Genomic DNA, 26,747 nt, shown 5'->3' on the forward strand with positions numbered 1-26,747 from the left:
ATAGGCAATAAATTGCCATGCAAATTAAAATTTCGTTCAGTTCAGAGGGACGGCGTATGTCTTCAAATATCAATCTAGATGCAAAAAAAGCAACTGAAATAAAATTATTTAGCTTTTCTACTCCTGCAATGCGCGCTTTCCACATGACATGGCTCGCATTCTTTGTGTGCTTCTTCGCATGGTTTGCTTGTGCACCATTAATGCCTGTTATTAAAGGTGAGTTCGGCTTAACCAAAGACCAAATTGCCAATATCAATATTGCCGCCGTTGCAATTACGATTTTAGTACGACTCGCTGTCGGTCCGCTTTGTGATAAATATGGACCGAGGATTACCTATACAGCTCTTCTCTTGCTTGGCAGTATTCCTGTATTTGGGGTTGCTGCTGCTAACAGTTATGAGTCTTTTTTATTCTTCCGCTTACTGATTGGTGCAATTGGCGCAAGCTTTGTTATTACGCAATATCATACAAGCGTTATGTTTGCACCTAATGTTGTAGGTACAGCAAATGCGGCAGCAGCTGGTTGGGGTAATGCTGGTGGCGGTGCAACCCAAGCTCTAATGCCTTTATTACTTGGTGCAATTGTCATGTTCGGTGTCGAACAAACTATGGGTTGGCGTGTTGCACTAATCGTACCAGGCGTAATGATGGTCATTGTTGGTATTCTTTATTGGAAACTCACCCAAGACTGTCCTCAAGGAAACTTCAAAGAAGTCCGCGCACAAGGGATTGAAGTTGGCAGTGGTAAAAAAGGTGGTATGGCTATTTTAATGCAAGCTGCTCGTAACTACCGTGTCTGGATTTTATTTGTGGCTTATGGTGCATGTTTCGGGATTGAAATTTTTATCCATAACGTTGCAGCAATGTATTATGTTGATCAGTTCAAAATGGATTTAAAAACTGCTGGATTAACCGCGGGGATATTTGGTCTTCTTGCACTTTTTGCTCGTGCACTTGGCGGTATTATTTCCGATAAAGTTGCACTCAAAAAAGGTTTAGATGGCCGTACTAAAGTACTGGTCCTCATGATTTTAGGTGAAGGCTTATTCTTAATTCTTTTCTCTCAAATGAATGTGGTTGCTCTTGCAATTATTTCCATGACGTTTTTTGCCCTGTTTACTCATATGGCTTGTGGCGCGACATATGCTCTCGTACCATTTATTGATCGTAATGCTTTAGGTGGTGTTGCAGGCATTATTGGCGCAGGCGGCAATGCGGGTGCTGTTGCAGCTGGCTTCTTATTAAAAGGTTTGCTAGATGTTCAAACTTGTCTATTTATTTTAGGTGGTTTGGTTATGGTCGCAGGCTGTAGCGTAATTCTAATTCGCTTCACGACTGAACATAAAGAAAAAGAACAAGTACTTTTTGAACAAGCATTACTTGAACGTAATTCCGCAGCTTAATTTCTACAAGAAGCAGAGATCAAAATGATGTCTGCTTCTTTAATTTTCTTGTCATAAAATACGATCCTTAAGAACTTTTTAATTCTTCTTATATATTCCCTCCAACTATATCGATATTTTTCGATATATCTTCTACAATAAATCATCATTATTATAATTTTCCATTAATCATGACTAAAACTGGCAACCAATTTTCTCAATCCCTTATCTATATGCTGATTGGCAGTGCAATTATTCTGGCCCTTTCATTAGGTGTCCGTCATGGTTTCGGTCTCTACCTTGTACCCATGAGCCATGAATTTGGCTGGGGACAGCATGTTTTTAGTCTTGCGATAGCCATGCAGAACCTGATCTGGGGAGCTGTTCAGCCTTTTACCGGTGCAATTGCAGATAAATATGGCAGTAAAGTTGTGGTTGCTGTTGGTGGCTTACTTTATACCCTAGGCCTACTTTTAATGGCTTTTAGTTCGAGTGTACTCATTTTGAATTTAAGCTTAGGTCTTATTATTGGTTTAGCTTTATCAGCAACCTCTTTTACGGTTTTACTGAGTGCAGTAGGCCGAGCTGCCCCTCCAGAAAAAAGAAGTATGGCAATGGGTATTGCCAGTGCAGCAGGCTCTTTTGGTCAGTTTATTATGCTACCTTCCACCCTTCTCTTGCTTAAAACGGTAGGATGGTCGTCAGCTTTAATGGTGAGTGCGCTGTTAATTGCGCTTATCACTCCCCTAGCGTGGATGCTAAAAGGACCAAGCAATCAAACGCCAAAAGCAATTGCTGAACCACAGCTCACATTTAAACAAGTACTGAATATTGCTAGAAAACATAAGCCATTCTGGTGGTTAGCTTTAGGCTTTTTAGTCTGTGGGTTTCAGGTGGTCTTTTTAGGCGTTCATCTGCCGGGCTATTTAATCGATCATGGCTTTGATGCAGCTACAGGAACTGTGTTTCTGGCATTAGTAGGACTATTTAATATTGTGGGAACTTATGGGGCGGGTTGGCTGGGAGATCGATTCTCAAAACCTAAATTATTAATGGCACTTTACGGTAGCCGCGGCATCGCAATCATCGCCTTTTTACTATTACCTCTAAGCACTTATACGGTATATGCTTTTGGCGTCATTATGGGACTTTTATGGCTCTCTACAGTTCCACTTACCAACGGCATTGTCGCAAATATGTTCGGTGTTAAATACCTTTCAATGTTAAGTGGTATTGTGTTTTTCACCCATCAAGTCGGTTCTTTCTTTGGCGGTTGGCTTGGCGGTGTTAACCATGACTTAACAGGTAATTACAATGCGATTTGGCTATGTTCAATAGCTTTGAGTATATTAGGGGTAATCGTACATTTCTTTGTAAATGAGGAGGCTGTTATTCATGACGCATAATGCCTTACTTTTGAAAACAATTATGACTTTGCTCGTGATTACTCTGCTGGCCTGTTCAATCATTTTATGGAAACAAACTCCTGATTTATTTGTATATTTCAATCAAGCATTTTGTGCCCACTAGAGATATAGACAGCCAGACGCATACTGCAAATTGTCATAAAAATATAAAAAACCTATGGTCTAATGAAAATAAAAAAGCCCGCAAGTTTGCGGGCTTTTTTATGGAAAACTTATTTAAAATCAAAACAAACGATTCATACCATTAAGCGCAGCTACACGATATGCTTCTGCCATTGTTGGATAGTTAAACGTTGTTTCAACAAAATATTTCAGAGTATTGTTTGGGCTGTGCATAACTGCTTGCCCAATGTGGATAATTTCGGCAGCGTTATTACCAAAACAATGAATACCTAAAATTTCCATAGTGTCGCGGTGGAAAAGAATTTTTAACTCACCCACTGTATCACCGGTAATTTGCGCACGAGCCAAATGACGGAAAGAAGCTTGACCTACTTCATACGGAATTTTCTCTTCCGTTAGTTCCTGTTCATTTTTACCAATTGATGAGATTTCTGGAATGGTATAGATACCTGTTGGGATATCACGTACTGGCTTCGCATCTTCACCACTCATGTTTGCGCCAGCACAGCGCCCTTGGTCATAAGCAGCAGAAGCAAGTGATGGCCAACCAATCACGTCACCAGCAGCATAAATATTTTCAACTTCAGTTTGGTATTGATCATTTACTGAAAGTTGACCACGGTTATTTGGTACTAAACCAACATTCTCAAGGCCTAAACCTTCAGTGTTTCCTGAACGACCGTTACACCAAAGAATTGCATCGGCTTTAATCTTTTTACCACTTTGTAAATGTAGTACAACATGGTCATCAAACGTTTCCAGATGATCCATTTGCTCATTGTGACGAATCAATACACCTTGTTCACGTAAGTGATAAGACAAAGCATCAGCAATTTCATCATCTAGATAACTTAATAGTTTTTGCTGAGTATTGATCAAGTCAACTTTATGATCTAGACCAATAAAGATTGAGGCATATTCACAGCCAATAACACCTGCGCCGTAAATAATGATTTTTTGAATTGAATAATCAAGATCAAGGATTTTGTCCGAATCAAATACGCGAGGATGGTCAAAGTCTAAACCTTGCGGATGATAAGGACGACTACCTGTAGCAATCACGATTTGCTTACAGATAATTGTTTCTTTAATGCCTTCATGGCTAAAAACTAAAACTGTATTTTTATCTTGAATATATGCACGGCCGTGGAATACACCGATTTTGTTACGATCGTAAAAACGTGTATGCGTATCAACCTGTTGTTGAATTACTTTGTGTGCATTACGCAAAACCTGTTTCATGGTGAACTGTTTCCATTCACCTACTTTTTGAAACATTGGATCACGCTGATAGCGAATAATACTAGAAACTGTTTGACGTAATGCTTTACTTGGAATGGTACCAACGTGTGCACAGTTACCACCCAGTTGATCACGCACATCTACAATTGCAACACGCTTACCCGCTTTTGCAAGCTTCATTGCCGCGCCTTCACCTGCAGGTCCAGAACCGAGAACTACCGCATCGTATTTAACGAAATTCCCACTAACGACCTCTTTTTTACGTGGCATTGAAAGCTCCTTCCTCACTTGAATGACCATATTTTATAATAAATTATGGCTAATATGCGGTGAATTTATGTATTTCTCAACCCTATATTTCTGAATAACCACATTTATTATATGAATAGTTATTTTCCGCTATTAACCGCAGAAGTTCGCTATAATACAATGTCAATGTCTCTATAAACGAGTGGAAAAGTTAAATATGTCAGAACACCGTAAACCTGAACAGGGTGTAAAACTTCGTGGCGCAGAAAAAGTCGCAAGAATTCCTGTAAAAGTTGTACCTACGGTTGAAGTGCCGCGTAAACCTGACTGGATTCGTGTCAAGATGACGGCACCAGAAGAAGTTCAGCGTATTAAAACCACTTTACGTGCTCAAAAACTCCATACCGTTTGTGAAGAAGCTGCTTGTCCAAACCTACCAGAATGTTTTGGTGGTGGTACAGCAACATTCATGATCATGGGTGATATTTGTACACGTCGTTGCCCTTTCTGTGATGTAGCACATGGCCGTCCAAATGCACTCGATGCAGATGAACCTCGTCATATGGCAGAGACAATTGCTAATCTTAAGCTCAAATATGCGGTAATTACTTCGGTTGACCGTGATGACTTACTTGACGGCGGTGCACAACACTTTGTGGACTGTATCAAAGAAGCTCGTGCACTAAGCCCAAATACATTGCTTGAGATTTTAGTACCAGATTTCCGCGGACGTATGGATATTGCTTTGCGCATTATGACTGAATGTCCGCCAGACGTATTTAACCACAACATCGAAACTGTGCCACGTCTATATAAAGCAATGCGTCCAGGTTCAGACTATCAACATTCTTTAAACTTATTAAAAATGTTTAAAGAATATTGTCCTGACATCCCAACAAAATGCGGTTTGATGGTGGGTATCGGTGAAACTGAAGAAGAAGTTATTGCTTTGCTTGATGACTTGCGTGCTCACGATGTTGACTATGTGACTATTGGTCAATACTTACAACCTTCTAAACAACACGCGCCAATTGACCGCTTTGTAACACCAGAAGAGTTCGAACGTTATGCAGAGCATGGCCGTAAACTTGGCTTTAGAAATATTTGGTCTGCACCAATGGTTCGTTCAAGTTACTTTGCTGATCGTCAATACCACGGTGAACCAGTACCAGAAGTTCGTCGCAAAGTAGATCCAGCTAAAAAAATCGCGGTTCAAGTTGTCGAAGCTTAAAAATTAAATATCTATAAAAGCCCTCTACGTTAGAGGGCTTTTTATTTGTATAAGAAAATCAATAACATTTCTTGACAAATCGATAAAACAACCCATTACACTTTCACTTAAAAATATCTTATACCTAAAAGTACGATATATCCCTGCTCTAGCATATACATCAATTGCGACATAAAAAATTAAATTTAAACAGCATTAAAAATTAGCTAGTTAAGCCTTAAATCTCTCCTCGCTTTTTGTAACTTCTAACTTGAGGGCTTATCTAGCAAGGAGCAAGTATGATTTTCCTACTCTTTGTTTTAAGCGTTGTCATTCAGCTTTTTGCAATATGGGCAATTTTCTTTTTTAATCTAAATAGAACCATTGGTAGTGTTATTACGATTGCTGTAGCCATACTTACTGCACTCATATTAACGCCATGGGCTCTCCTTTTAGGTACTCCCCTTATTGCCCTTAGTATCATTATTTTATTTGCACCATTACGCTTTAATCTGATTACTCAACCTGCATATAAAACATTAGCGAACTCAATGCCGAGCATCAGTACGACTGAACAAGAGGCTTTAGAGGCAGGTACCAGTTGGTGGGAAAAAGAATTATTTATGGGGGCACCCGATTGGTCACAATTTGAAAAATATCCCTACCCAACGCTGTCAGCAGAAGAACAAAGTTTTATCGACAATGAAGTTGAGCTCCTTTGTAGCATGCTAGATGAATGGGAGATTCATCATCACTTAAAAGATCTGCCACCAGAAGTTTGGCAATTTATTAAAGACAAAGGTTTTTTAGGCCTCATTATTCCAAAGTCATTTGGGGGTAAAGAATTTAGCTCATTTGCTCAAAGCCGTATTATGAGCAAAATTGCTTCCCGCTCACTCACCACAGCTGTGAGTTGTATGGTTCCAAACTCATTAGGACCGGGTGAGCTACTCATGCACTACGGTACAGATGCACAAAAACAGCAGTATTTACCGGGCCTTGCTAAAGGTGAAGAGATCCCATGCTTTGGTTTAACCAGCCCAGAAGCAGGTTCAGATGCCGGCGCGATTCCAGATTCGGGCGTTGTTTGCTACGGTGAATATGAAGGTGCTCAAGTCCTTGGTCTGCGCATGAATTTCTCTAAACGCTGGATTACGCTTGCGCCAATTGCCACCGTTGTTGGTCTAGCCTTTAAACTTTATGATCCAGAAGGCCTACTGGGAGATAAAAACAAAACAGAATACGGTATTACTTGTGCCTTAATTCCTGCAAGTCATGCAGGTGTAAAAATAGGAGCACGCCATTATCCTGGTTCACCATTTATGAATGGAACCGTAGAAGGAGAAGATGTTTTTATTCCTATTGACTGGATTATTGGTGGCCAAGAAAATGCCGGTAAAGGCTGGCGTATGCTCATGGAATGTTTAGGTGTGGGCCGTGGTATTTCCCTTCCAGCATTAGCCACAGCCGCAGGTGAAATGAGCTATTTAACCGTTGGTGCTTTTGCGAAAATTCGCCAGCAATTTAATATTTCTGTCGGTAAATTTGAAGGCGTACAAGAAGCAACCAGCGAAATTGCCAGCGATGCTTATATGCTTGAAGCATTCCGTTATTTAGTGACATGTGGCCTAAACCAAGGTGGAACACCTGCCGTGATGACTGCTATGGCAAAATATTATGCAACTGAAACGATGCGTAAAGTTGTCAATCACGGAATGGATATTGCTGGAGGACGTGCTATTCAACTTGGACCACGTAATTTCCTTGCCCTTACCTATCAAGCAATTCCAATTGCTATTACGGTAGAAGGTGCAAATATTTTGACCCGTTCATTGATGATTTTTGGTCAGGGCTCAATGCGTTGTCATCCTTATCTATTTGAAGAGTTACAACTCCTTCAATCTGAAGATAAAAATAACTCAGTCAAAAAATTCGATGATTTGTTATTTAAACATTTAGCCTATACCTTTAACCGTGGTGCTAGATCATTTGCCTACGGTTGGACAGGTGGCTCAAGCGATGCGCCTCAGTCAGTAGATCAATTCACTGCAAGTTACTATAAGACGATTAACCGTTTTAGTGCCAACTTCGCACTTGTTTCGGATATGTCACTTGGTTTACTTGCAGGCGACTTAAAACGCAAAGAAATGTTATCAGGACGCTTGGCAGATATTCACGCGCACCTCTTTATTTCTACTGCGATTTTAAAATTTTATGAAGCTGGCCAAAAAACTGAAGCCGAACAACTTCATGCAAAATTAGCGCTACAAAAAGCTTTCTTGAATATTCAGGAAGCATTTTGGGGATTATTTGAAAACTTCCCAGCTAAACTTCCCGCAGCATTTGTAAAATGGATCTGTTTCCCTTTTGGTCGTATCATTTCAAAACCAGATGATGAGTTAAAACAACAAGTCGCTGAACTTATGATGCAAGAGCACCCTTTCAGAGAACAGCTTAAACATCACGTATTTTATTCTACCAAAGCCGATGATGTAACTGGGCGTTTAGAGCATACTTTCCAAATTCTGCGAACGCTTGAACCACTTTGGGATAAGTTTAAAAAAGCTGAATCTAAAGGCAAATTTACAGGACTTACTTTCGAAGAGAATATTGCACAAGCGATAAAAGAAGGCTTTATTTCTGAAAGCGAAGCTCAACAATTATCGCAATACAACGCAATTCGATTCGATAGCATGCTTACAGATGTGTTTGATGAAGATTTAAATAAAGATCTTCCTTTGTCGAACCCTCATCAAATTTAGTGACCGATGCCTCCACTAATTCACTATTGCAATCACACTTGATTCGCATTAATTAATAAACAGCCATAAAAGCGTCAATCGACGCTTTTATTTTTAGGAGAAATTAATGTCTAAGCAAGATTACGAAAATGGATTAAAAGTTCGCACAGAAGTGATGGGAGAAACTTTTGTAAAACGCGCCCAAGAAAATACCGTACCCTTTACCCAGCCTTTACAAGACTGGATTAATGAACATGCATGGGGATCGACTTGGCAACGTGAAGGTGTGCTACCTCGTAAATATCGTTCATTAATTACTTTGGCAATGCTCACGGCACTTAAATCACCAACCGAACTCAAAGGCCATGTTCGTGGTGCACTCAACAATGGTTGTACAGTTGAAGAGATTCAAGAAACTTTATTGCACAGCCTGCCATATTGCGGCGCCCCTGCTACACAAGAAGCTTTTCGTGCTGCTTTAGAAGTAATTCAAGAATATCAACAAAAATAACTTCAATATGAGCCAGCACTCTACTGGCTCTTCTTATCTAATTCAATTTGGATGAATGCATCTGAAAATTACGGTCATCAATCACAATAGCCTGACGGCAAATCCCCTCTACTTGACGCTGCTTTTCAAAAACTCCCGCTGACATCGGTTCAAAACTATCAAAAAAGCAAATTTCATTTTGATCTATAGAATAAATGAGCGACTGGTTTCCAACCCCTTCTAAAGTATCGTAGTAGACAATCACCATTTTTCCATTTTCAATTGCAGCTTGAATATCTTGATAGCTTAGTGCTGGTCCAGTTGGAATTTTTAATACCTTTGCTTCTTTATAGCTCATTCGTTCGCTTTGGCTAATGCTAGGATCCTCATCTGAATGAAATGACACTTCAAATCCTAGTTTCTTTAAAGCAACAGCTAAGGCAATAGTATAGGTGCCTCCTTCATCGTGTCGGCAAACATTAATCAGCTCAACCACATCAATTTGTACTCCATGATGCTGAAGCACCATCCAAACTGCAAAAACGCCACAGTTTGACTCTAGGCTTGCCAACGACTCGGGAATATTTAATGCCATAATTAGAATCTAAAGTGATAATTACGCAGATAATAAACAAAACTGGATTGGCACTAAAAGCTTTTCCAAGTACAATGTTTCGCTAGTCGAGGGATGCTGCGACAATTGATCGGCACTAAAGATCAATTTGCCAGGCTCGACGATCGGTTAAACGCTCGTTTTAACCAACAACGGCATCCGCGAACAGAATGATCAATACTATTTTTTCCTAGGAGATCCTGATGAACGCGGTTAATGCTTCATTTACAGATTACAAAGTTGCTGACATCTCTCTTGCTGATTACGGCCGTAAAGAAATTAAACTTGCTGAAGCAGAAATGCCAGCTTTGATCGGCTTACGTAAACGCTATGCAGCTTCCAAACCACTTGCTGGTGCAAAAATTCTTGGTTGTATTCACATGACTATTCAAACAGCGGTTCTTATTGAAACGCTTGTTGAATTAGGTGCTGAAGTACGCTGGACATCATGTAACATTTTCTCAACTCAAGACCATGCTGCTGCAGCAATTGCTGCTCGCGGTATTCCAGTTTTTGCTTGGAAAGGTGAAACTGAAGAAGAATATGTATGGTGTTTAGAGCAACAGATTAATGTAAATGGCCAACCTTGGGATGCCAACATGATCTTGGACGATGGCGGTGATTTAACTGCTCTTGTTCATGAAAAATACCCTGCGCTTTTAGAACGTATTCACGGTATTACCGAAGAAACCACAACAGGTGTTCAACGTCTTATCGAAATGTGGAAAGACGGTTCTTTGAAAGTTCCTGCGATCAACGTAAACGACTCAGTTACCAAGTCTAAAAACGACAACAAATATGGTTGCCGTCATTCATTAAATGACGCAATCAAACGTGCAACTGACATGCTTTTATCTGGCCGTCGCGCACTTGTGATCGGTTATGGCGACGTAGGTAAAGGTTCTGCTCAATCTTTACGCCAAGAAGGCATGATCGTTCGTGTAACCGAAGTTGACCCGATTTGTGCAATGCAAGCATGTATGGACGGCTATGAAGTTGTATCTCCATACAAAAACGGCGTACAAACAGGCAAAAAAGAAGATATTAACCACGACTTACTTGGAAATACTGACCTTGTTGTAACCACTACTGGTAACTACCACGTGTGCGATGCAGCAATGTTAGACAGCTTAAAAGCTGGTGCAGTTGTATGTAACATCGGTCACTTCGATACAGAAATTGACACGGCTTATTTACGTGGTTACAAGTGGGTTGAAGTTAAGCCACAAGTTCACCAAGTTTATCGTTCAGAAGACGAAAACGATTACCTTATCCTTCTTTCTGAAGGCCGCCTTGTAAACTTAGGTAATGCAACTGGTCACCCATCACGTGTAATGGACGGTTCTTTTGCTAACCAAGTTTTAGGTCAAATTCACTTATTCCAAGAGAAATTTGCCGACCTACCTGCAAGTGAAAAAGCTGCAAAAATTCGCGTAGAAGTTCTTCCTAAGAAACTTGACGAAGAAGTTGCTGCTGCAATGGTTGCAGGTTTCGGTGGTGTACTTACTCAGTTAACTCAAGAGCAAGCTGATTATTTAGGCGTTGCTGTTGAGGGGCCATTCAAATCTGACGCTTACAAATACTAAGAACATAAGGGCAGACGGTGAACCGACTGCCCTTTTTTCTAAAAATGTTTCGCTGTTTACAAGGATTTGACATGACTAAACGTACACCTATTTCTTTTGAGTTTTTTCCGCCAAAAACTGATGCCGGTGCTGAAAAACTTCGTATTGTTCACCAAGAATTACAGCAATTAAATCCAGAGTTTTTCTCGATTACTTATGGTGCTGGTGGTTCTACTCGCGAACGTACTCTTGCTGCTATTGATGATTTCAATGGTAAAGGTACACCAGTTGCACCTCACCTTTCTTGTATTGGTGATGATAAAGCTCGTATTGCTGAGTTACTGGATTTATATAAAGCTCAAGGCATTAACCGTATTGTTGCTTTACGCGGTGACTTACCTTCTGGTCAGGTTGGACTTGGGGAACTTCCGTACGCACAGGATTTAGTACGTTTTATTCGTGAGCACTCAGGTGAGCATTTTCATATTGAAGTTGCAGCTTATCCAGAAATGCATCCTCAAGCTGAAAATCTTGATTCAGATATTCAACGTTTTATTGAAAAAGTACAAGCTGGTGCCAATGCAGGAATTACTCAATTCTTCTTTAATCCAGATTCTTACTTTTATTTTATAGAGCGTTTAGAGCAAGCTGGAATTAACATTCCGGTGGCTCCAGGAATCATGCCTATTACCAATGCAAGCAACTTAATTCGCTTTGCAGACGGTACGGGTGCTGAAATTCCTCGCTGGATCCGTAAGCAATTACAAGCCTATGGTGATGACAGTGAAAGTATTAAAGCTTTCGGTCATGAAGTTGTTGTTAAGTTGTGTGAACGCCTTATTGCAGGTGGTGCGCCAAGCTTACACTTCTATTCAATGAATCAAATCGAACCAACTCGTCAACTCGTTGTTGATCTTGGTTTAAATTAATTTTGTAAGGCGCACCCAATGAACCGTTTTTTTATCGAAACTGAACTTACAGTTGGCTCAACAATTCAACTGACAGAATCAGTATTCCATCATTGGGTGCGTGTTTTACGTGCACAACTACAAGAACAAGCGACTCTATTTAATGGACAAGGTGGGGAATATCTCGCGACTTTGACAGAAATTAATAAAAAAAATGCGTTTGTCACCATTGAGAATTTTAACCCTGCAAACCGTGATGCCCCTTTTAAAGCTGTTTTAGGTCAAGTCATGAGTAAAGGCGATCGAATGGATTATGCCATTCAGAAAGCCACTGAATTGGGTGTAAGTCAGATTCAATTGCTAACAAGTGAGCGTTGTGAAATGCGCTTAAAATACGACCGCGATCAAAAAAAATTAGATCATTGGCAAGCTGTTGCAATTGCAGCATGTGAACAATGTGGCTTGAACTTGGTTCCAGAAGTATTAGCGCCTATTTCTCTTCATGAATGGTTAAGTTCTTCTGAGCTTCCTCAATCTAAATTTGTTTTAGCACCAGAAAAAGAACAAAAAGATGTATTGGCGGGAATACAGCCTGAACTTGCCTTATTGATTGGCCCAGAAGGTGGCCTAAGTGAAAATGAAATTACCCAAGCCAATCAAGCTGGATTTATGAACTGGTGCATTGGTGACCGAGTTTTGCGTACAGAAACTGCCCCTGTTGTTGCCTTGTCTATTTTAAATTATCGATTTTTATCCACCTAAGTTCTCTGCACATTGATTAAATCATTATTTAAAGTTAACTTACTTTTATTGTATGAATAAAATTTCAAATTCTTTTTCACTGATAAATCAGATTCTTTCTGTATATATGTAAAAAAATAGGATAGAAAAATCTTATGTCTGGGCTTCAGGAAGAATATCTACAGCATCAAACAAAAATTGAACAGCTGAAACTTTCAATTCAATATATCCGCTGGTATTTAATTAGCCTGATATTACTGTGCCTCATTTCATATGGTATTTTTTCTTACTATTTTTCATCTACAATAACAATATTTAGCTGGTCTATTGGCCTTACCGTCGTCGCTCTTGTCTGCTTATTATTTATTCCCAACATCTTAACTCACTATCGCACGATTGATTTTACAAAAAAAGCTGATCGTATCTTACAAAGTATTTGTTTATTCTCAGGAATTTTAATTGGAATAAATGTCACAATTATTCATTTTTATCTACCTCCTGAATTAATTGCACTACCAGATGCTCATATTTTAATTGCTTTATTTATTACTTCGGCTCATATCATTGGCCTTACTTTTTTAACCCAACAACCCCGATATTTTTATCTATTATTTATTCCTAGCACTGTCCCTCTACTAATTGCTCAATTCACACATAATCCAATTACTCAGTTACCTTTTTATTTAGCCTATAACCTCACCTTTGTCGCAACTGTGCTTTGTGCATATGCAACTCAACGTAATTACCAAAAGACCTCTCAATTATTATTAAAAAATAAACAGCTCGTTCAAATTTCAGACCAGCACACCCAATGGGCTGAAGAATTATGTGTACAACTCCAACAAGAAGTGAATAAGTCCAAAGATATTGAAGCCCAGCTCCAATTTAATAACCATTTACTTGAGCAAAAAGTACGTGAACGTACCTATGACCTCACTAAAATGAATGAGCAACTCGAAAGCCATCACTATAATTTAGCTTTTGCACATGAAACAGCGGGTATTCGGCCTTGGGATTGGGATATTGAAAGTCAAAGATTGGAAATTACATTTTTCGATCAACAAAAACAAACTCAAACCGCCGTTATTCATCTCAACACGATATTAGATCGTATACACCCAAGCGATAAAAAACTTTTTGATGAACGTTTAAAACAACATTTGGAAGGCGTTACAGATCATTTTAATATCACCTTTCGAATTTTACGTCGAGATGGTTCTTGGAGATGGATTCATGATGTAGGCCGTGTCATCACCAGAGATCCAAAGACACAAAAAGCGCTTCGTATGGTGGGAATGACCCGTGATATACATCAAGAGAAAAAGGATCAAGAACATCTAAGGCTATCTGCAATTGTGCTCGAGCAAGCTGCGGAAGGAATATTTATTTTAGATGAGCACCTAAACTATATTGATGTAAATCCCTACTATGAAAAATTAACCGGATTTTCCAAGTCAGAGCTTCTGAGTAAAGAACTATTTAGCATTACAATTAATCAAAAAGAATTACAACAACAGTTTCATACATCAATAACCCAACAGCTCTTGGAGACAGGAGAATATATGGGTCAGTTTGACGAAAAGTTTAGTTCTGGTAAAAGCGTATATTTATGGTTGCATATCAATGTGGTCAAAGATGAATTCAATCAAATTACCAATTATATTGGATTTGCACGCGACCTCACTGAGCAAAAGCGCCAAGAGCAGCACCTATCTTACTTAAAAAACTACGATAGCCTCACCCATCTGCCTAATCGTCTTTACTACTACAATCAATTACATCAATATCTTGTAAACCCTTCATATAACATTAAAAATCTAGCATTAATACGGGTAAATATTGACCGCTTCCGAGCTTTCAATGAATTTTTAAATAATGATAGTGGTGATGAGTTACTTAAACAGTTCGCACAAAGATTACGCTTAATCAATATCAATGCGATTTTAGTCGCCTATTTAAATAGTGATGATTTTGCAATCATTTATGAGATTTCGCCAATTCATCCAAATGTTGAGCAATATTGCCAAAACATTTTACAAGCACTCAATGCGCCTTTTCACATTGATAATCACGAATATTTTATTACCGCATCTATCGGTGTTGCATGTTTTCCTGAACATGGCAGACAAATTGATCATCTCAACAATCATGCAGAGCAAGCGCTTTCCGAGGCAAAACGTTTAGGTGGTAATACAATTTGCTATTACTGCAATAAAACAAATCACTCATATAAAGCTGCCGATTTAGAGCAAGAGCTACGTAAAGCCATTCAAAATGATGAATTTGTCATTTATTACCAGCCCAAAATTAATCTACACGATCAATCAATTATTGGTTTTGAAGCACTCATTCGTTGGCAGCATCCTGAAAAAGGATTAATCCTGCCAAATATGTTCATACCATTTGCTGAGCGTAGTAGCCTGATTTCAGATATTGGGAAAGTTGTTTTAGATAAAGTTGGAAAGCAACTCCAAGAGTGGAAAAATGCTGGTTATATCAATATTCAAGTCTCTGTAAATATTGTCGCTCAACAAATACATCGAGGCTTATTACTCAACGACTTAGATGAGGTTTTGCAAAAATATAATATTCAAGGTTCAGATCTCGAACTTGAAATTACAGAGTCAGCCCTTTTAGACAATACTGCCAATGTAAAAACGCTATTACATGCGATAAAACAACGAGATATCTCCATTGCCTTAGATGACTTTGGTACGGGTTATTCATCTTTAGCCTATCTTACAGAGTACCCAATTGACGTATTAAAAATTGATCGTGCTTTCATTTCGAAAATTGGTGATCACAAACAAGAAGCAATTGTAAATGCAATGATCGCGATGGGTAAAAGCATGGGACTTAAACTGGTTGCTGAGGGTGTAGAAACAAAAGAACAAGTCACCTATCTACAAAAACAGCAATGTGATTTTTTACAAGGCTATTTCTTTAGTCGCCCTATTCCTGCCGAGCAGATTATTCCTTATCTACAAACAAATCCGCATATTTCTTAATTGTTCCAATCATCTATTTTACCTATGCTGCTTTTTCCAAAAATGAGCGTTTTTGACTGTGAGAAATAAAGAAGTAGTGTTATATTCTTTAGCATTTAGCTCACCACGGGGCTATTGGCAATTCGTCTACTATTCTCTTAATTGGTAAAAATTAAAGCGTAGTTAAAGAAGTGAGTTGCCTCTCCCTAAATGAGCAATTTGACTAGTTTGCTTTTTTGTATCAAATAGAGACTCAGATGGACGATCAATCTTTAAAACAGGCCGCTTTAAATTACCATGAATATCCAAACCCAGGGAAAATCAGCGTCACCCCAAGTAAGCAACTTGTCAACCAACGAGATTTGGCTCTAGCCTACTCACCAGGAGTTGCTGTGCCATGTTTAGAGATTGAGCGTGATCCATCTGCTGCTGCTAAATATACAGCTCGCGGAAACTTGGTTGCCGTAGTCAGTAACGGTACAGCTGTTCTTGGTTTAGGTAATATTGGACCATTAGCGTCTAAACCTGTAATGGAAGGTAAAGGCGTACTTTTCAAGAAGTTTGCTGGTGTTGACGTATTTGACATCGAAATTGCAGAAAACGATCCAGATAAAATTGTAGATATTGTTGCCTCTCTTGAGCCAACTTTCGGTGGTATCAACCTCGAAGATATTAAAGCGCCAGAATGTTTCTATATCGAAAAGAAACTTCGCGAACGCATGAAAATTCCTGTATTCCATGACGATCAACACGGTACAAGTATCATTGTAGGTTCAGCTTTGCTCAATGCATTGCAACTTGTAAATAAGAAAATTGATGAAATCAAAATTGTAGCTTCAGGCGCAGGTGCTGCTGCCCTTTCTTGTTTAGATTTACTTTGTGCTTTAGGCGTAAATAAAGAAAATATCATTGTTGCCGATTCTCGCGGTCTACTCACTACTTCACGTGAAGGCTTGGATGAATCGAAAAAACGTTATGTTCAAGACATTAAAGCAACTCAGTTACATGAAGTAATGGCTGGTGCTGATATGTTCTTGGGTCTTTCTGCTGCTGGTATTCTCACCAAAGAAATGGTGAAACAGATGGCTGAGAACCCTATTATTTTTGCTTTGGCAAACCCAGATCCAGAAATTTTACCTGAACATGCACATGAAGTACGTCCTGATGTAATCATGGCAACTGGTCGTTCTGACTATCCAAACCAAGTAAACAACGCATTATGTTTCCCTTACATTTTCCGTGGTGCGCTTGACGTTGGTGCAACAACGATTAATGAAGACATGAAAATTGCATGTGTACATGCAATTGCACGTATGGCACACGTAGAAGCAGATGCAGCAACTTATGGCGAAAAATCTGCTTCATTTGGCCGTGACTACTTAATTCCACGTCCACTTGATCAACGTTTAATTTTAGAAATTGCCCCTGCTGTTGCTAAAGCTGCAATGGATTCAGGTGTTGCAACTCGTCCGATCGAAGATTTCTCTGCATACCGTCAAAAATTATCTGAGTTTGTTTATAACTCTGCATTCTTGATGAAACCGATTTTTGCTCAAGCAAAAACTGATCCTAAACGCATCGCATATGCTGAAGGTGAAGATGAGCGCGTATTACGTGCAGTGCAAATCGCAGTTGATGAAGATTTAGCTAAACCAATTTTAGTAGGTCGTACTGCTGTAATTGAAGCTAATATCAAAAAATTAGGCTTACGTTTACAACATGGCGTAAACATTGAGATTGTAGATCAAGAACAAAACCCGATGTATGAAGAGTTTTGGAAAGACTACTATCAAACAATGCAACGCAAAGGTATTACTGTTGAATATGCTCAACGTGAAGCACGTCGCCGTTCAACATTAATTGCATCTCTACTGGTTAAATTCGGTAAAGCAGACGGTATGTTATGTGGTACTTACAGTAGCTATAACATTCACCTTGACTTTGTACGCAATGTCATCGGTCTAAAAGAAGGTATGAACAACTTCTTCACGCTAAATGCATTGATGCTTGAAGATCGTAACTTGTTTATTGCTGATACGTACGTAAATACAAACCCGACTGCTGAACAACTTGCTGAAATGACTATTTTAGCAGCTGAAGAAGTACGTCGTTTTGGTATTACTCCGCGTGTAGCTCTACTTTCTCATTCAAGTTTTGGTAGTGACCAGACTGACTCTAGTGCTCAAAAAATGCGTGAAGTTTATCGTATTTTATCTGAGCAAGCTCCTGAGCTTGAAGTTGAAGGTGAAATGCACGGTGATGCAGCATTAGACGAAAACATTCGTCAATTTGCATTCCCTGGCTCACGTTTCAAAGGTTCGGCAAACTTGCTCATTATGCCAAACCTAGATGCAGCAAATATTTCGTTTAACTTGTTGAAAGCGACTTCTGGTAACAACGTTACTATTGGTCCAATTTTACTTGGGGCAGCAAAACCTGTTCATATTTTAACGCCGACAGCAACGACTCGTCGTCTTATCAATATGACTGCTTTAACTGTTGCTGAAATCCAACAACAAGAAAAGTAATTTAGAAACTGCTTTTTACGAAAAGCATCTCTAATGACTTGAGAAAACCTCTATTCTGTAGCATGATTGCTTGAAGAATAGAGGTTTTTTCATGCAAGTGTATTTAGTAGGCGGTGCCGTCCGTGATTTTTTACTTGGGCATCCCTATCAAGAAAAAGATTATGTTGTTGTCGGTGCAACGCCGGAACACATGCTCGCCCAAGGTTTTCAACCTGTAGGCAAAGATTTTCCTGTGTTTCTTCATCCCGAAACGAAAGAAGAATATGCACTTGCACGTACTGAAAGAAAATCTGGTAAAGGCTACCACGGCTTTCAATTTTTTACCGATACCACAGTAAGTTTAGAAGAAGATTTAATCCGCCGTGATTTAACCATCAATGCCATTGCAATGGATCAAGATGGCAAACTATACGACCCATATGGCGGTCAAACAGATTTAGAAAATAAAACTTTGCGTCATGTTTCAGAAGCTTTTGCTGAAGATCCTTTACGTGTTTTACGTGTTGCACGCTTTGCGGCTCGTTATTCTTCATATGGTTTTCAGATTGCACCAGAGACAATGCAGCTTATGCAAACCATGGCCGAATCAGGTGAGCTTGATGCCTTAACACCAGAACGTGTATGGAAAGAGACTTCTCGCGCACTTTTAGAAGATCATGCGGATGTTTATTTTCAAACATTACGTGACTGTGGGGCGTTGAAACATCTTTTCCCTGAAATTGACGCATTATTTGGTATACCACAGCGCCCTGAATATCATCCAGAAGTGGACTGCGGCATACATACCTTAATGTCGTTACAGCAAGCTTGTAAATCAAACTATTCACTTGATGTTCGATTTGCTGTTTTAGTACATGATTTGGGTAAAGCATTGACTCCAGCTAATGAACTTCCTCGCCATATCATGCATGAAGAACGTGGAGTAAAACCTGTTACCGAATTATGTGAACGTTTAAAAGTTCCAACTCAAACTCGACAGTTGGCATTATCAGTGTGTAAAGAACATCTAAAATGTCATCAGATTATGTCGTTAAAACCAGGAACAGTATGGCGTCTATTACAGCGTCTAGACGTACTACGTCGCCCTGAGAGAGTGGAAGCTTTTGTACAAGCATGTGAATGTGACGCTAAAGGAAGATTAGGTTTAGAAGACCGACCTTATCCACAAGCTCAGTACATGTTAAATGCGATGCAAATCGTTCGCTCTATTAAAGTTCAGGATTTACCTGAAAACATTAAAGGTGCTGAGATTGGTGAAATGCTCATTCAGTACCGTATTGATGCTTTAACTGAGTTCAAACATCAGCATCAAGCACTGTCTCATACTTAATTAACACCAAGAAAAAAGCCTCATTACGAGGCTTTTTTATCTTTACTGTTTAGGCAGCGGTATAAATTGTGATTGAGTATTTTGGTTTTTTCTTTCCCCTACTGTCACCACAAAGTTTTGTTGCTTCCCATCTCGCTCGACTATTACATTAATTTCGCTGTTAGGCGCTTGTAATGCAACATAATTAATCAAATGAGATGCTGAAGTGATTTGTTGATTATTCACCTGAATAATTTTATCACCAATCTTAATACCTGCTGATGCAGCTGGACCATTTTTCAAGACATCTGCAACCACAACACCGATTTGCTGTTTAGGTGCTAATACATCTTCTTGTGTAGGCGGTACTAAACTAATCCCTAACCATCCACGGACTACACGGCCATCTTTCAAAATTGAGTTTAAAACTTGTTGGCAAACTTTAGCGGGAATTGCAAAACCAATTCCTAAAGAACCACCTGACTGAGAGAAAATAGCAGTATTTACCCCGATTAAATTCCCAGCCACATCAATTAATGCTCCACCAGAGTTACCTGGGTTAATTGCGGCATCTGTTTGAATAAAGTCTTCATAGGTATTAATGCCTAAATCAGAGCGTTCAGTCGCAGAAATAATACCTTGAGTTACCGTTTGGCCTACGCCAAATGGGTTACCAATTGCTAAGACCACATCACCTACTTCATTACCACTCAACTTAAATGGCAATACGGGTAATTTATCTAAATCGATTTTAATTACAGCTAAATCAGTATCAGGGTCTGTTCCAACAATGGTTGCTTCTGCACGACGGCCGTCATGTAATGCAACTACTATCTGATCAGCTTGAGCAATCACATGATTATTGGTCAGAATATAACCATCAGCTCGTACAATAACCCCAGAGCCTAAGCTATTTTCATTTTGCTGTTGTTGTTCTGGAACCTGATTTCCAAAAAACTCACGGAAGACCGGATCACTTAATAAAGGATGATTTTGTTTAACTTTCTGGGTCGTAAAAATATTAACAACTGCTGGCGCTGCAACTTTTACTGCAGCGCTATAAGATACCACCCCGCCCGCTCGCGAAGTATAAACGAGTGGTTCAACTTTCTCAGCAGGCATTTGCACCCCATCAACTGCAACAGTTGGTTTCGGCTGATGGTATTTTTGCCATGCAATAAAACTGGCAATTACAATAATAAGTAACACCCAAGGTAACCATGTAAAGGTGCGGCGCACGTTCATATCCTCTACGCAAAGAAGTTTTTAATTAAATTAATATATTGAACAAAAAGAGTTTTCAGTTAAGCATTTTAAATTAAATATGTCGATATACATAAAAAAGTCAAAAAAGATTTGTCTAGCTTTAGTTACACAACAAAATATGTTTCTATAGCTTTAGCAATTATTTACTACTCAATTCAGGAAATATCATGGCAAATTTGCATGAAATTATTCAGTGGTGCGACCAAACCTTAAAAGCGGCAGAATTTAAAGATTACGCACCAAATGGCCTGCAAATTGAAGGTTCAACTGAAGTAAAACGTATCGTTTGTGCGGTTACTGCTTCCGAAGATGCGATTGATGCAGCAATTGCTCAAAATGCAGATTTATTACTCGTACATCATGGTTATTTTTGGAAGGGTGAACCGTATCCAATTACTGGAATGCGAGGCAACCGCATTAAAAAACTCATTCAAAATAATATTTCATTAGTCGCTTATCATCTACCTTTAGATGCACACCAAACTTTGGGCAACAATGTAGCGATTGCAGAAAAACTAAACTTGAAGAATTTAGAACCACTCGATTTAACCGAGAAACATCCGATTGGTAATATTGGTTATTTAGAGCAAGCAGTTTCTGTAGATGAGTTTAAAGCACAGCTTCAAAACAGTTTTGATTTTAAAGTGATTCATTTGCCAGCAGAAAAGCAAAGCATTCAAAAAGTAGGCTTCTGTACGGGCGGCGCTCAAGATTTTATTGCTAAAGCTGCTTTGCAAAATTGTGATGCTTACATTTCAGGTGAAGTCAGTGAACGAACTTTTTATGAAGCAAAAGAGCTAGGGGTTCACTATTTCGCCTGTGGTCACCATGCTACTGAGCGTTATGGAGTTCAGCGTTTGGCACAAGCGATCTCAAAACAGTTTTCAATTGAAGCTGAATATTTTGAATTGAATAATCCGATTTAATTAAGTCTTTTTTTCAATCTGTGTTATGCGTATTAATTAGATCTTTATTGTGTATAGTTCTTTAAAACGATGCCCTATTGTTACCTGAATCATTTACAATAGAGCCACTTAATTGTATAACCCAGCAAATGCAAGGAATAGGAACATGACAACCATTACTTTACCTGCACTTCCATATGGCTATGATGATTTAGCGCCACATATTAGTAAAGAAACTTTAGAATACCATCACGATAAACACCACAATACCTATGTTGTTAACTTAAACAACTTAATCAAAGGGACTGACCTTGAAGGTAAAACTTTAGAAGAAATCATTAAAGCGACTGCTGGTGATGCATCTAAAGCTGGTATTTTCAACAATGCTGCTCAAGTTTGGAACCACACTTTCTACTGGAACAGCATGAAGCCAAATGGTGGTGGTAAGCCTACTGGCGCAATCGCTGCTAAAATTGACGAAGCTTTTGGTAGCTACGAAAAGTTTGCAGAAGAATTTACTGCTGCTGCAACAACTCAATTCGGTTCAGGTTGGGCTTGGTTAGTTGCTGATGAAGTAAACGGTAAATTATCTATTACTAAAACTTCTAATGCAGACACTCCACTTGCACATGGCCAAATTGCTGTATTAACAATTGACGTATGGGAACATGCTTACTACATCGATTTCCGTAACTTACGTCCTAAATACATCGCAACTTTCCTAGAAAGCCTTGTGAACTGGGACTATGCAAATGCAAAACTTGCAGGTCAACCAGCTGGTGTAGAGAAATAATTTTATTTCTTTATGAAAAACCACCCTATTTGGGGTGGTTTTTTTATTTTTAATACAGCAAAAGCATATTAATCAAGCAAACGATTCATTTTCTTTAATATTCTTATTGACGCTTTTAGATTTCATCCATAAAATGCGCATCAGATTCTCCAATAGCTCAGTCGGTAGAGCGACGGACTGTTAATCCGCAGGTCCCTGGTTCGAGCCCAGGTTGGAGAGCCATCTACTAATCTCCCATAGCTCAGTCGGTAGAGCGACGGACTGTTAATCCGCAGGTCCCTGGTTCGAGCCCAGGTGGGAGAGCCAAGATTCTAAAAGCCCGCATTTATTGCGGGTTTTTTCTTTTCTAATGATTTAATAATTTTTCATTATTTTGAATAAAATCAATGTTTCGAGTATTTTTAAACCAAACGATTAGATATTCACTCTAATTCTGTTATTAAGGCTTGACCCAGCCCTCTTTCCTGCCTAAAATCCTTTTCCAGATTCTCCCATAGCTCAGTCGGTAGAGCGACGGACTGTTAATCCGCAGGTCCCTGGTTCGAGCCCAGGTGGGAGAGCCAAGATTCTTAAAAACCCACTCATCATGAGTGGGTTTTTATTTGTATGATGCCTTCACATGTTCGAATCGAGTCACTTATTTTTTATTGTTTTAGGTTGCGTAAGCACCTGTATTTTTCTTCTTGTTTGTTTACGCCCTTATTTATTTCCAAAACAAAAATTCTTTGCTCGCCCTGTCATTACAAACTTTGAAACTCAAATGTTTATACGTTTAAAACAAAGTTTTCCAAATTATCATGTGTTAGCACAAGTGGCGTTTAGCGCATTAATTACCAGTAATGACTATAAAATTCGTAGTCAGTTCAATCGTAAAGTTACTGACTTTGTTGTGCTCAACGACAAGATGGAAGTCATGGCCATCATTGAACTAGATGACCCTACCCATCTTGAAAAAGTAGAAGAAGACCGTATTCGTGATCAAATGCTTACTGAAGCAGGCTACCTTGTAAAGCGTTACACAAATATTCCTACTGTACGCCAATTACAAAAGGATATTCATTAACAAGCTATTTCGATTCAGAATTTGCAGCTTCTTTCTCAGCTATTCTTTTTGCCATCTCTAAACGCTGTTGTTCATATTGTTTTTTATTCTTAGCATCGCTTTTTGCAGCCAAGAAAAGTATTCCAATAATTAGAAAAGGAATAAGTAAACCTAATCCCATTAATAACCAAGGAACAGATTTTTTTTCAACAGGTTGCTGGCTCATAAGTTCTTCAAACTCAAATAGTATCAAATCAAACTGTGTAACAATATAACAAAAAAGGCCCTTTTCAGGACCTTTTTAATTTGAAGATTTTAAATACAAAAAATTATTGTGCTATTCCAGTACATTCAACATTCTTACTAGCATCTATTACTGATGGATCAAGCACTATATTTGTTTTAGCTGGCATCTTAGATTGAACAAATTGATAAATTTCAGCATTTCTACATACAATCGCCTGAGTATGGGCAGCTCCAACAACAGGTACAAATGTCACATCAGTTCCCATTTTTTTAAGTCCCTCTTGTAAGGCATTAGTAACAGGATATGGTACAGCCATATCCGCAGTACCTTGAACAATCATGACTGGTGAATTAATTTTTTTGGTAGCAGGTTGATTATCTACCAAGAATTTTTGTACCGTTGGATTCTCCTGGAAATTACCAGCTAGGCCTGGATAATCTAGAACTGTTTTACCAGTATTAGTCGCAAGAAAATCTCGAATATCATCTGCAAATTTATTATGCAAATCAGTTAAACAGACTCCATTTTCACCCGTAGTGCCTTCTGCAAACTCAGCTATACTTTGAGAACGTTGTTGAAAGATTGCACGATAATTAAATTTAGGTTCATAAGCAGTAATACCCACTGTGGTATATGCAGCATATGCAAGTAGCTCGGCATACACTTCCACAGCCGTACCAACAGGTGCGGTACCAGCCTGCTCTTTCTGAAGAATGTCTCTAATTGCTTGCGGAGCAATTTTAGAAATAATATCGCCAAGGCTAGAAGCTGGTGCTGTTGCAACAGCTCCTTTGTAGTTAGTGTCGTTATTAGCAAATTCAGCTGTTCCTAATGAAGCATGGCCTCCTTGAGACTGCCCAATTGACATCCATGAACTATTTAACTGACTACCGTAATGATCTTTAGCAGCTTTAACTGCTGCAATTGCAGATTTAGCCTCACTTCCTAAATTAAGGTATGGATGCATGCCTCTAGTACCTAAACCTTCATAGTCAGGTGCCACAATCACATAACCAGCAGCTAATAAAGTATCCGCTAGAATTTTAAAACGTGGATTAATCGTATTGTTGCTTGGTGCACAACTATCCCCTACACCTACTGTGCCGTGCTCCCATACCACTACGCGATAACCATCTTTCGGTTGAGCAACTTTAGGGAACATTACCAAAGCAGTTGCTTCAGCTGTTTTCCCTTGTACATTCACCATGTTATATGTCATCACTTTTATAGATGAAGCACCACTTAAGGTATCCTTAGAATAGGATTTTTCAGAAACATAAGTTTTATCAGGATTTACACCAATATAGTCATCATCATCGTCATTACACGCTGTAAGAAATAGTGCTGAAGTTGATAATGTTATAGCTAAAGCAATTTTTGACCGTTTCATAGAATATCCTTTTTATGTGTTATTTATTCCGCATATTTTTATGCACAAATATTAAGACATAAAAAAAGTGCTCTGCATAGAACACTTTTCAACCTCACGGTCATTTTTACTATATGAAATTTAAAAATATTCCTAGAAAAATGATTAATCCCACCCAACGATTGTGACGAAATGCCCAAAAACAAACTTGAGGGTTGCGGTCTTTGGTTTTAACTGTTTGATATACAAAATCAAAGGCCACTACAACTAAAGCAATAATTGCCCAGGGGAATAAAATATTTTCTAAATATAGTGCAGTACCAATCAAAACAAGACTAGTTGCTTGTAAAAGAGCAATAATCTGGATGTCATATCGGCCAAAAAGAATAGCTGTAGATTTCACGCCAATCTTTAAATCATATTCACGATCTGTAATTGCATATTGAGTGTCAAAAGCCACTGTCCATGCCAAATTACCAAAATAAATTAGCCAACACGTTATATCTAAAGGCTTACCCATTGCAGTAAATGACATTGGAATCCCCCAAGAAAATGCCATACCTAACACTACTTGCGGTAAATGGGTATAACGTTTCATAAAAGGATATATAAATGCTAACGCCAAGCCCCCTAATGCACAGTAGAACGTCGCGATAGGTAAAAAGAACAGCGTACAAGCACTGGCAAATACTAATGCTAAAAATACATATACCGCTTCTCTTGGACTAATTACCCCTGTTGCCAAAGGGCGCGTTTTTGTACGCTCTACATGTCCATCTACTTTACGATCAGCAAAATCATTAATCGCACAGCCAGCGGCACGCATAAAAATTGTACCGAATACCATCGCCAAAAGAATATGTAGAGGTGGCATTCCCTCTGCTGCAATCCAAAGTGCCCACATGGTTGGCCAAAACACCAGTTCTGTTCCAACAGGCTTATCAAATCGACATAGATAATAATAAGCTTCTAAACGCTGACGCCATGTTGTACCTGTTGCAGTCGTCATAGTAATTCCTTGTCGTGCTGCTGATTTAAAAAAGCTTCAAAAGCCGGTAAGAATGTTTCTTGGACGATAAATTTACATCCATGCCAAGTATAGCAACTTTGTCGCGTCCAGCCTTCTGGCAAACGAATGACACGACGGTCACAAAGCGGAGTTGTTCTTTGAAATAGAAAAAAGCCAATCGGTTTAGAACCGATGTGCTGAAATATACGCGCTTTTTTTTGTAAACTTTGAATTGGAAAAATACTTTTTGCTTTCACCCACGGCTCTGCTTCACAGCCATATAAGTAGGTTTCCCTTACCCATGAAGTATGAGCATGAGACATGTTCATCCATTGGCTATCTACAAACGTTAAACGCTGAAAGTGTTCTTTAAAGGGCCTCACACTAAACTGGCCGCCACCGAGCTCAGTTAATTGTTGAGTCAGAGAACCAGAAGCATACAACCATGTTTTCAACTCAGGATTTAAAGCCTTTTCCTGTTTAAGTACTGGTTGTCGTTTACGCATAATCTGCTCACATGAAAACTCGCACTTAGTTTACTCCAATTTTTTGATAAAAAACGTAGAGAATTCAATCAACATTCCAGGCAATAAAAAAGCCT

General features: G+C 38.9%; 21 protein-coding genes and 3 tRNA genes. 17 read left to right on the forward strand and 7 right to left on the reverse strand.

Annotated elements, in window-relative coordinates:
* The first annotated feature begins 56 nt into the window (after nucleotides 1-56).
* On the forward strand, nucleotides 57-1,403 hold the full coding sequence (locus tag ACO6UW_RS01175) for an MFS transporter (protein ID WP_057062047.1): 1,347 nt from the start codon (nucleotides 57-59) through the stop codon (nucleotides 1,401-1,403).
* Between the two features lie 170 nt (nucleotides 1,404-1,573).
* Complete coding sequence (locus ACO6UW_RS01180; protein WP_057062048.1) at nucleotides 1,574-2,788, forward strand: MFS transporter; 1,215 nt, start codon at nucleotides 1,574-1,576, stop codon at nucleotides 2,786-2,788.
* A gap of 243 nt (nucleotides 2,789-3,031) precedes the next feature.
* Here the strand turns inward: ACO6UW_RS01180 and sthA are convergent, their stop codons facing one another.
* Nucleotides 3,032-4,444 (reverse strand): Si-specific NAD(P)(+) transhydrogenase, encoded by a 1,413-nt coding sequence (gene sthA / locus ACO6UW_RS01185; protein ID WP_002118117.1) that lies wholly within the window; start codon nucleotides 4,442-4,444, stop codon nucleotides 3,032-3,034.
* A gap of 196 nt (nucleotides 4,445-4,640) precedes the next feature.
* Here sthA and lipA point away from each other — a divergent pair, with 196 nt between their 5' ends.
* From lipA to ACO6UW_RS01200, 3 genes are all read left to right on the forward strand, one after another.
* On the forward strand, nucleotides 4,641-5,654 hold the full coding sequence (gene lipA / locus ACO6UW_RS01190; protein ID WP_002118167.1) for a lipoyl synthase: 1,014 nt from the start codon (nucleotides 4,641-4,643) through the stop codon (nucleotides 5,652-5,654).
* A gap of 278 nt (nucleotides 5,655-5,932) precedes the next feature.
* On the forward strand, nucleotides 5,933-8,395 hold the full coding sequence (locus tag ACO6UW_RS01195) for an acyl-CoA dehydrogenase (protein WP_057062049.1): 2,463 nt from the start codon (nucleotides 5,933-5,935) through the stop codon (nucleotides 8,393-8,395).
* 106 nt (nucleotides 8,396-8,501) lie between these two features.
* Nucleotides 8,502-8,885, forward strand: coding sequence for a carboxymuconolactone decarboxylase family protein (locus tag ACO6UW_RS01200; RefSeq protein ID WP_057062050.1), 384 nt, complete (start codon nucleotides 8,502-8,504; stop codon nucleotides 8,883-8,885).
* 37 nt (nucleotides 8,886-8,922) lie between these two features.
* On the opposite strand, the gene ACO6UW_RS01205 is transcribed toward ACO6UW_RS01200, so the two are convergent.
* Complete coding sequence (locus tag ACO6UW_RS01205; RefSeq protein WP_057062051.1) at nucleotides 8,923-9,459, reverse strand: cysteine peptidase family C39 domain-containing protein; 537 nt, start codon at nucleotides 9,457-9,459, stop codon at nucleotides 8,923-8,925.
* Between the two features lie 221 nt (nucleotides 9,460-9,680).
* On the opposite strand from ACO6UW_RS01205, the gene ahcY reads away from it, so the two are divergent.
* The 6 genes from ahcY (at nucleotide 9,681) to ACO6UW_RS01235 (ending at nucleotide 19,536) form a co-directional block, all read left to right on the forward strand.
* Nucleotides 9,681-11,063 carry an adenosylhomocysteinase gene (gene ahcY, locus ACO6UW_RS01210; RefSeq protein ID WP_032055391.1) on the forward strand — a complete coding sequence of 461 codons (1,383 nt, stop codon included), beginning with the start codon at nucleotides 9,681-9,683 and terminating at the stop codon, nucleotides 11,061-11,063.
* Between the two features lie 71 nt (nucleotides 11,064-11,134).
* Nucleotides 11,135-11,971: a methylenetetrahydrofolate reductase [NAD(P)H] gene (gene metF, locus ACO6UW_RS01215; RefSeq protein ID WP_057062052.1), complete on the forward strand. Its 837-nt coding sequence runs from the start codon at nucleotides 11,135-11,137 to the stop codon at nucleotides 11,969-11,971.
* A gap of 18 nt (nucleotides 11,972-11,989) precedes the next feature.
* Entirely contained in the window at nucleotides 11,990-12,712 is a 723-nt protein-coding gene (locus tag ACO6UW_RS01220; protein WP_002118152.1) for a 16S rRNA (uracil(1498)-N(3))-methyltransferase, read from the forward strand.
* 134 nt (nucleotides 12,713-12,846) lie between these two features.
* Nucleotides 12,847-15,699 (forward strand): putative bifunctional diguanylate cyclase/phosphodiesterase, encoded by a 2,853-nt coding sequence (locus tag ACO6UW_RS01225; protein ID WP_057062053.1) that lies wholly within the window; start codon nucleotides 12,847-12,849, stop codon nucleotides 15,697-15,699.
* 236 nt (nucleotides 15,700-15,935) lie between these two features.
* Complete coding sequence (locus ACO6UW_RS01230; protein ID WP_057062054.1) at nucleotides 15,936-18,206, forward strand: NADP-dependent malic enzyme; 2,271 nt, start codon at nucleotides 15,936-15,938, stop codon at nucleotides 18,204-18,206.
* A 91-nt stretch (nucleotides 18,207-18,297) separates the two neighbouring features.
* Nucleotides 18,298-19,536, forward strand: coding sequence for a multifunctional CCA addition/repair protein (locus ACO6UW_RS01235; RefSeq protein WP_057062055.1), 1,239 nt, complete (start codon nucleotides 18,298-18,300; stop codon nucleotides 19,534-19,536).
* 42 nt (nucleotides 19,537-19,578) lie between these two features.
* On the opposite strand, the gene ACO6UW_RS01240 is transcribed toward ACO6UW_RS01235, so the two are convergent.
* A complete protein-coding gene (locus tag ACO6UW_RS01240) occupies nucleotides 19,579-20,754 on the reverse strand; it encodes a S1C family serine protease (protein ID WP_057062056.1) in 1,176 nt (391 codons plus the stop codon).
* Nucleotides 20,755-20,948: 194 nt separating this feature from the next.
* On the opposite strand from ACO6UW_RS01240, the gene ACO6UW_RS01245 reads away from it, so the two are divergent.
* The 6 genes from ACO6UW_RS01245 (at nucleotide 20,949) to ACO6UW_RS01270 (ending at nucleotide 23,542) form a co-directional block, all read left to right on the forward strand.
* On the forward strand, nucleotides 20,949-21,707 hold the full coding sequence (locus ACO6UW_RS01245; protein WP_057062057.1) for a Nif3-like dinuclear metal center hexameric protein: 759 nt from the start codon (nucleotides 20,949-20,951) through the stop codon (nucleotides 21,705-21,707).
* Nucleotides 21,708-21,852: 145 nt separating this feature from the next.
* Complete coding sequence (locus ACO6UW_RS01250) at nucleotides 21,853-22,479, forward strand: superoxide dismutase (protein ID WP_000208083.1); 627 nt, start codon at nucleotides 21,853-21,855, stop codon at nucleotides 22,477-22,479.
* Nucleotides 22,480-22,625: 146 nt separating this feature from the next.
* Nucleotides 22,626-22,701 (forward strand) — tRNA-Asn (locus tag ACO6UW_RS01255).
* Between the two features lie 8 nt (nucleotides 22,702-22,709).
* Nucleotides 22,710-22,785 (forward strand) — tRNA-Asn (locus ACO6UW_RS01260).
* Between the two features lie 181 nt (nucleotides 22,786-22,966).
* Nucleotides 22,967-23,042, forward strand: a tRNA-Asn gene (locus tag ACO6UW_RS01265).
* Between the two features lie 56 nt (nucleotides 23,043-23,098).
* Nucleotides 23,099-23,542, forward strand: a complete 444-nt coding sequence (locus ACO6UW_RS01270) for a DUF2726 domain-containing protein (protein WP_005068176.1) — start codon at nucleotides 23,099-23,101, stop codon at nucleotides 23,540-23,542.
* Nucleotides 23,543-23,546: 4 nt separating this feature from the next.
* On the opposite strand, the gene ACO6UW_RS01275 is transcribed toward ACO6UW_RS01270, so the two are convergent.
* The 4 genes from ACO6UW_RS01275 to ACO6UW_RS01290 form a co-directional block, all read right to left on the reverse strand.
* Complete coding sequence (locus ACO6UW_RS01275; RefSeq protein ID WP_000082753.1) at nucleotides 23,547-23,747, reverse strand: hypothetical protein; 201 nt, start codon at nucleotides 23,745-23,747, stop codon at nucleotides 23,547-23,549.
* Between the two features lie 103 nt (nucleotides 23,748-23,850).
* Nucleotides 23,851-25,158 (reverse strand): lipase family protein, encoded by a 1,308-nt coding sequence (locus tag ACO6UW_RS01280; RefSeq protein ID WP_002119060.1) that lies wholly within the window; start codon nucleotides 25,156-25,158, stop codon nucleotides 23,851-23,853.
* 109 nt (nucleotides 25,159-25,267) lie between these two features.
* Nucleotides 25,268-26,146 carry a 4-hydroxybenzoate octaprenyltransferase gene (gene ubiA, locus ACO6UW_RS01285; protein WP_002119072.1) on the reverse strand — a complete coding sequence of 293 codons (879 nt, stop codon included), beginning with the start codon at nucleotides 26,144-26,146 and terminating at the stop codon, nucleotides 25,268-25,270.
* The gene (locus ACO6UW_RS01290) at nucleotides 26,143-26,652 is read right to left on the reverse strand and encodes a chorismate--pyruvate lyase family protein (protein WP_001231788.1); all 510 of its coding nucleotides are present in this window, start codon (nucleotides 26,650-26,652) and stop codon (nucleotides 26,143-26,145) included. Before ACO6UW_RS01290 ends, ubiA begins: the two co-directional genes overlap by 4 nt.
* Between the last annotated feature and the right edge of the window lie 95 nt (nucleotides 26,653-26,747).

It is taken from the genome of Acinetobacter sp. JADD-222 (assembly GCF_049310645.1).

Excerpts from the sequence above, each read along its gene's own strand:
- ACO6UW_RS01175 (WP_057062047.1), top strand. The coding sequence starts at position 57 with ATGTCTTCAAATATCAATCTAGATGCAAAAAAAGCAACTGAAATAAAA.
- ACO6UW_RS01180 (WP_057062048.1), top strand. The coding sequence starts at position 1,574 with ATGACTAAAACTGGCAACCAATTTTCTCAATCCCTTATCTATATGCTG.
- sthA (WP_002118117.1), bottom strand. The coding sequence starts at position 4,444 with ATGCCACGTAAAAAAGAGGTCGTTAGTGGGAATTTCGTTAAATACGAT.
- lipA (WP_002118167.1), top strand. The coding sequence starts at position 4,641 with ATGTCAGAACACCGTAAACCTGAACAGGGTGTAAAACTTCGTGGCGCA.
- ACO6UW_RS01195 (WP_057062049.1), top strand. The coding sequence starts at position 5,933 with ATGATTTTCCTACTCTTTGTTTTAAGCGTTGTCATTCAGCTTTTTGCA.
- ACO6UW_RS01200 (WP_057062050.1), top strand. The coding sequence starts at position 8,502 with ATGTCTAAGCAAGATTACGAAAATGGATTAAAAGTTCGCACAGAAGTG.
- ACO6UW_RS01205 (WP_057062051.1), bottom strand. The coding sequence starts at position 9,459 with ATGGCATTAAATATTCCCGAGTCGTTGGCAAGCCTAGAGTCAAACTGT.
- ahcY (WP_032055391.1), top strand. The coding sequence starts at position 9,681 with ATGAACGCGGTTAATGCTTCATTTACAGATTACAAAGTTGCTGACATC.
- metF (WP_057062052.1), top strand. The coding sequence starts at position 11,135 with ATGACTAAACGTACACCTATTTCTTTTGAGTTTTTTCCGCCAAAAACT.
- ACO6UW_RS01220 (WP_002118152.1), top strand. The coding sequence starts at position 11,990 with ATGAACCGTTTTTTTATCGAAACTGAACTTACAGTTGGCTCAACAATT.
- ACO6UW_RS01225 (WP_057062053.1), top strand. The coding sequence starts at position 12,847 with ATGTCTGGGCTTCAGGAAGAATATCTACAGCATCAAACAAAAATTGAA.
- ACO6UW_RS01230 (WP_057062054.1), top strand. The coding sequence starts at position 15,936 with ATGGACGATCAATCTTTAAAACAGGCCGCTTTAAATTACCATGAATAT.
- ACO6UW_RS01235 (WP_057062055.1), top strand. The coding sequence starts at position 18,298 with ATGCAAGTGTATTTAGTAGGCGGTGCCGTCCGTGATTTTTTACTTGGG.
- ACO6UW_RS01245 (WP_057062057.1), top strand. The coding sequence starts at position 20,949 with ATGGCAAATTTGCATGAAATTATTCAGTGGTGCGACCAAACCTTAAAA.
- ACO6UW_RS01250 (WP_000208083.1), top strand. The coding sequence starts at position 21,853 with ATGACAACCATTACTTTACCTGCACTTCCATATGGCTATGATGATTTA.
- ACO6UW_RS01270 (WP_005068176.1), top strand. The coding sequence starts at position 23,099 with ATGTTCGAATCGAGTCACTTATTTTTTATTGTTTTAGGTTGCGTAAGC.
- ACO6UW_RS01275 (WP_000082753.1), bottom strand. The coding sequence starts at position 23,747 with ATGAGCCAGCAACCTGTTGAAAAAAAATCTGTTCCTTGGTTATTAATG.
- ACO6UW_RS01280 (WP_002119060.1), bottom strand. The coding sequence starts at position 25,158 with ATGAAACGGTCAAAAATTGCTTTAGCTATAACATTATCAACTTCAGCA.
- ubiA (WP_002119072.1), bottom strand. The coding sequence starts at position 26,146 with ATGACGACTGCAACAGGTACAACATGGCGTCAGCGTTTAGAAGCTTAT.
- ACO6UW_RS01290 (WP_001231788.1), bottom strand. The coding sequence starts at position 26,652 with ATGCGTAAACGACAACCAGTACTTAAACAGGAAAAGGCTTTAAATCCT.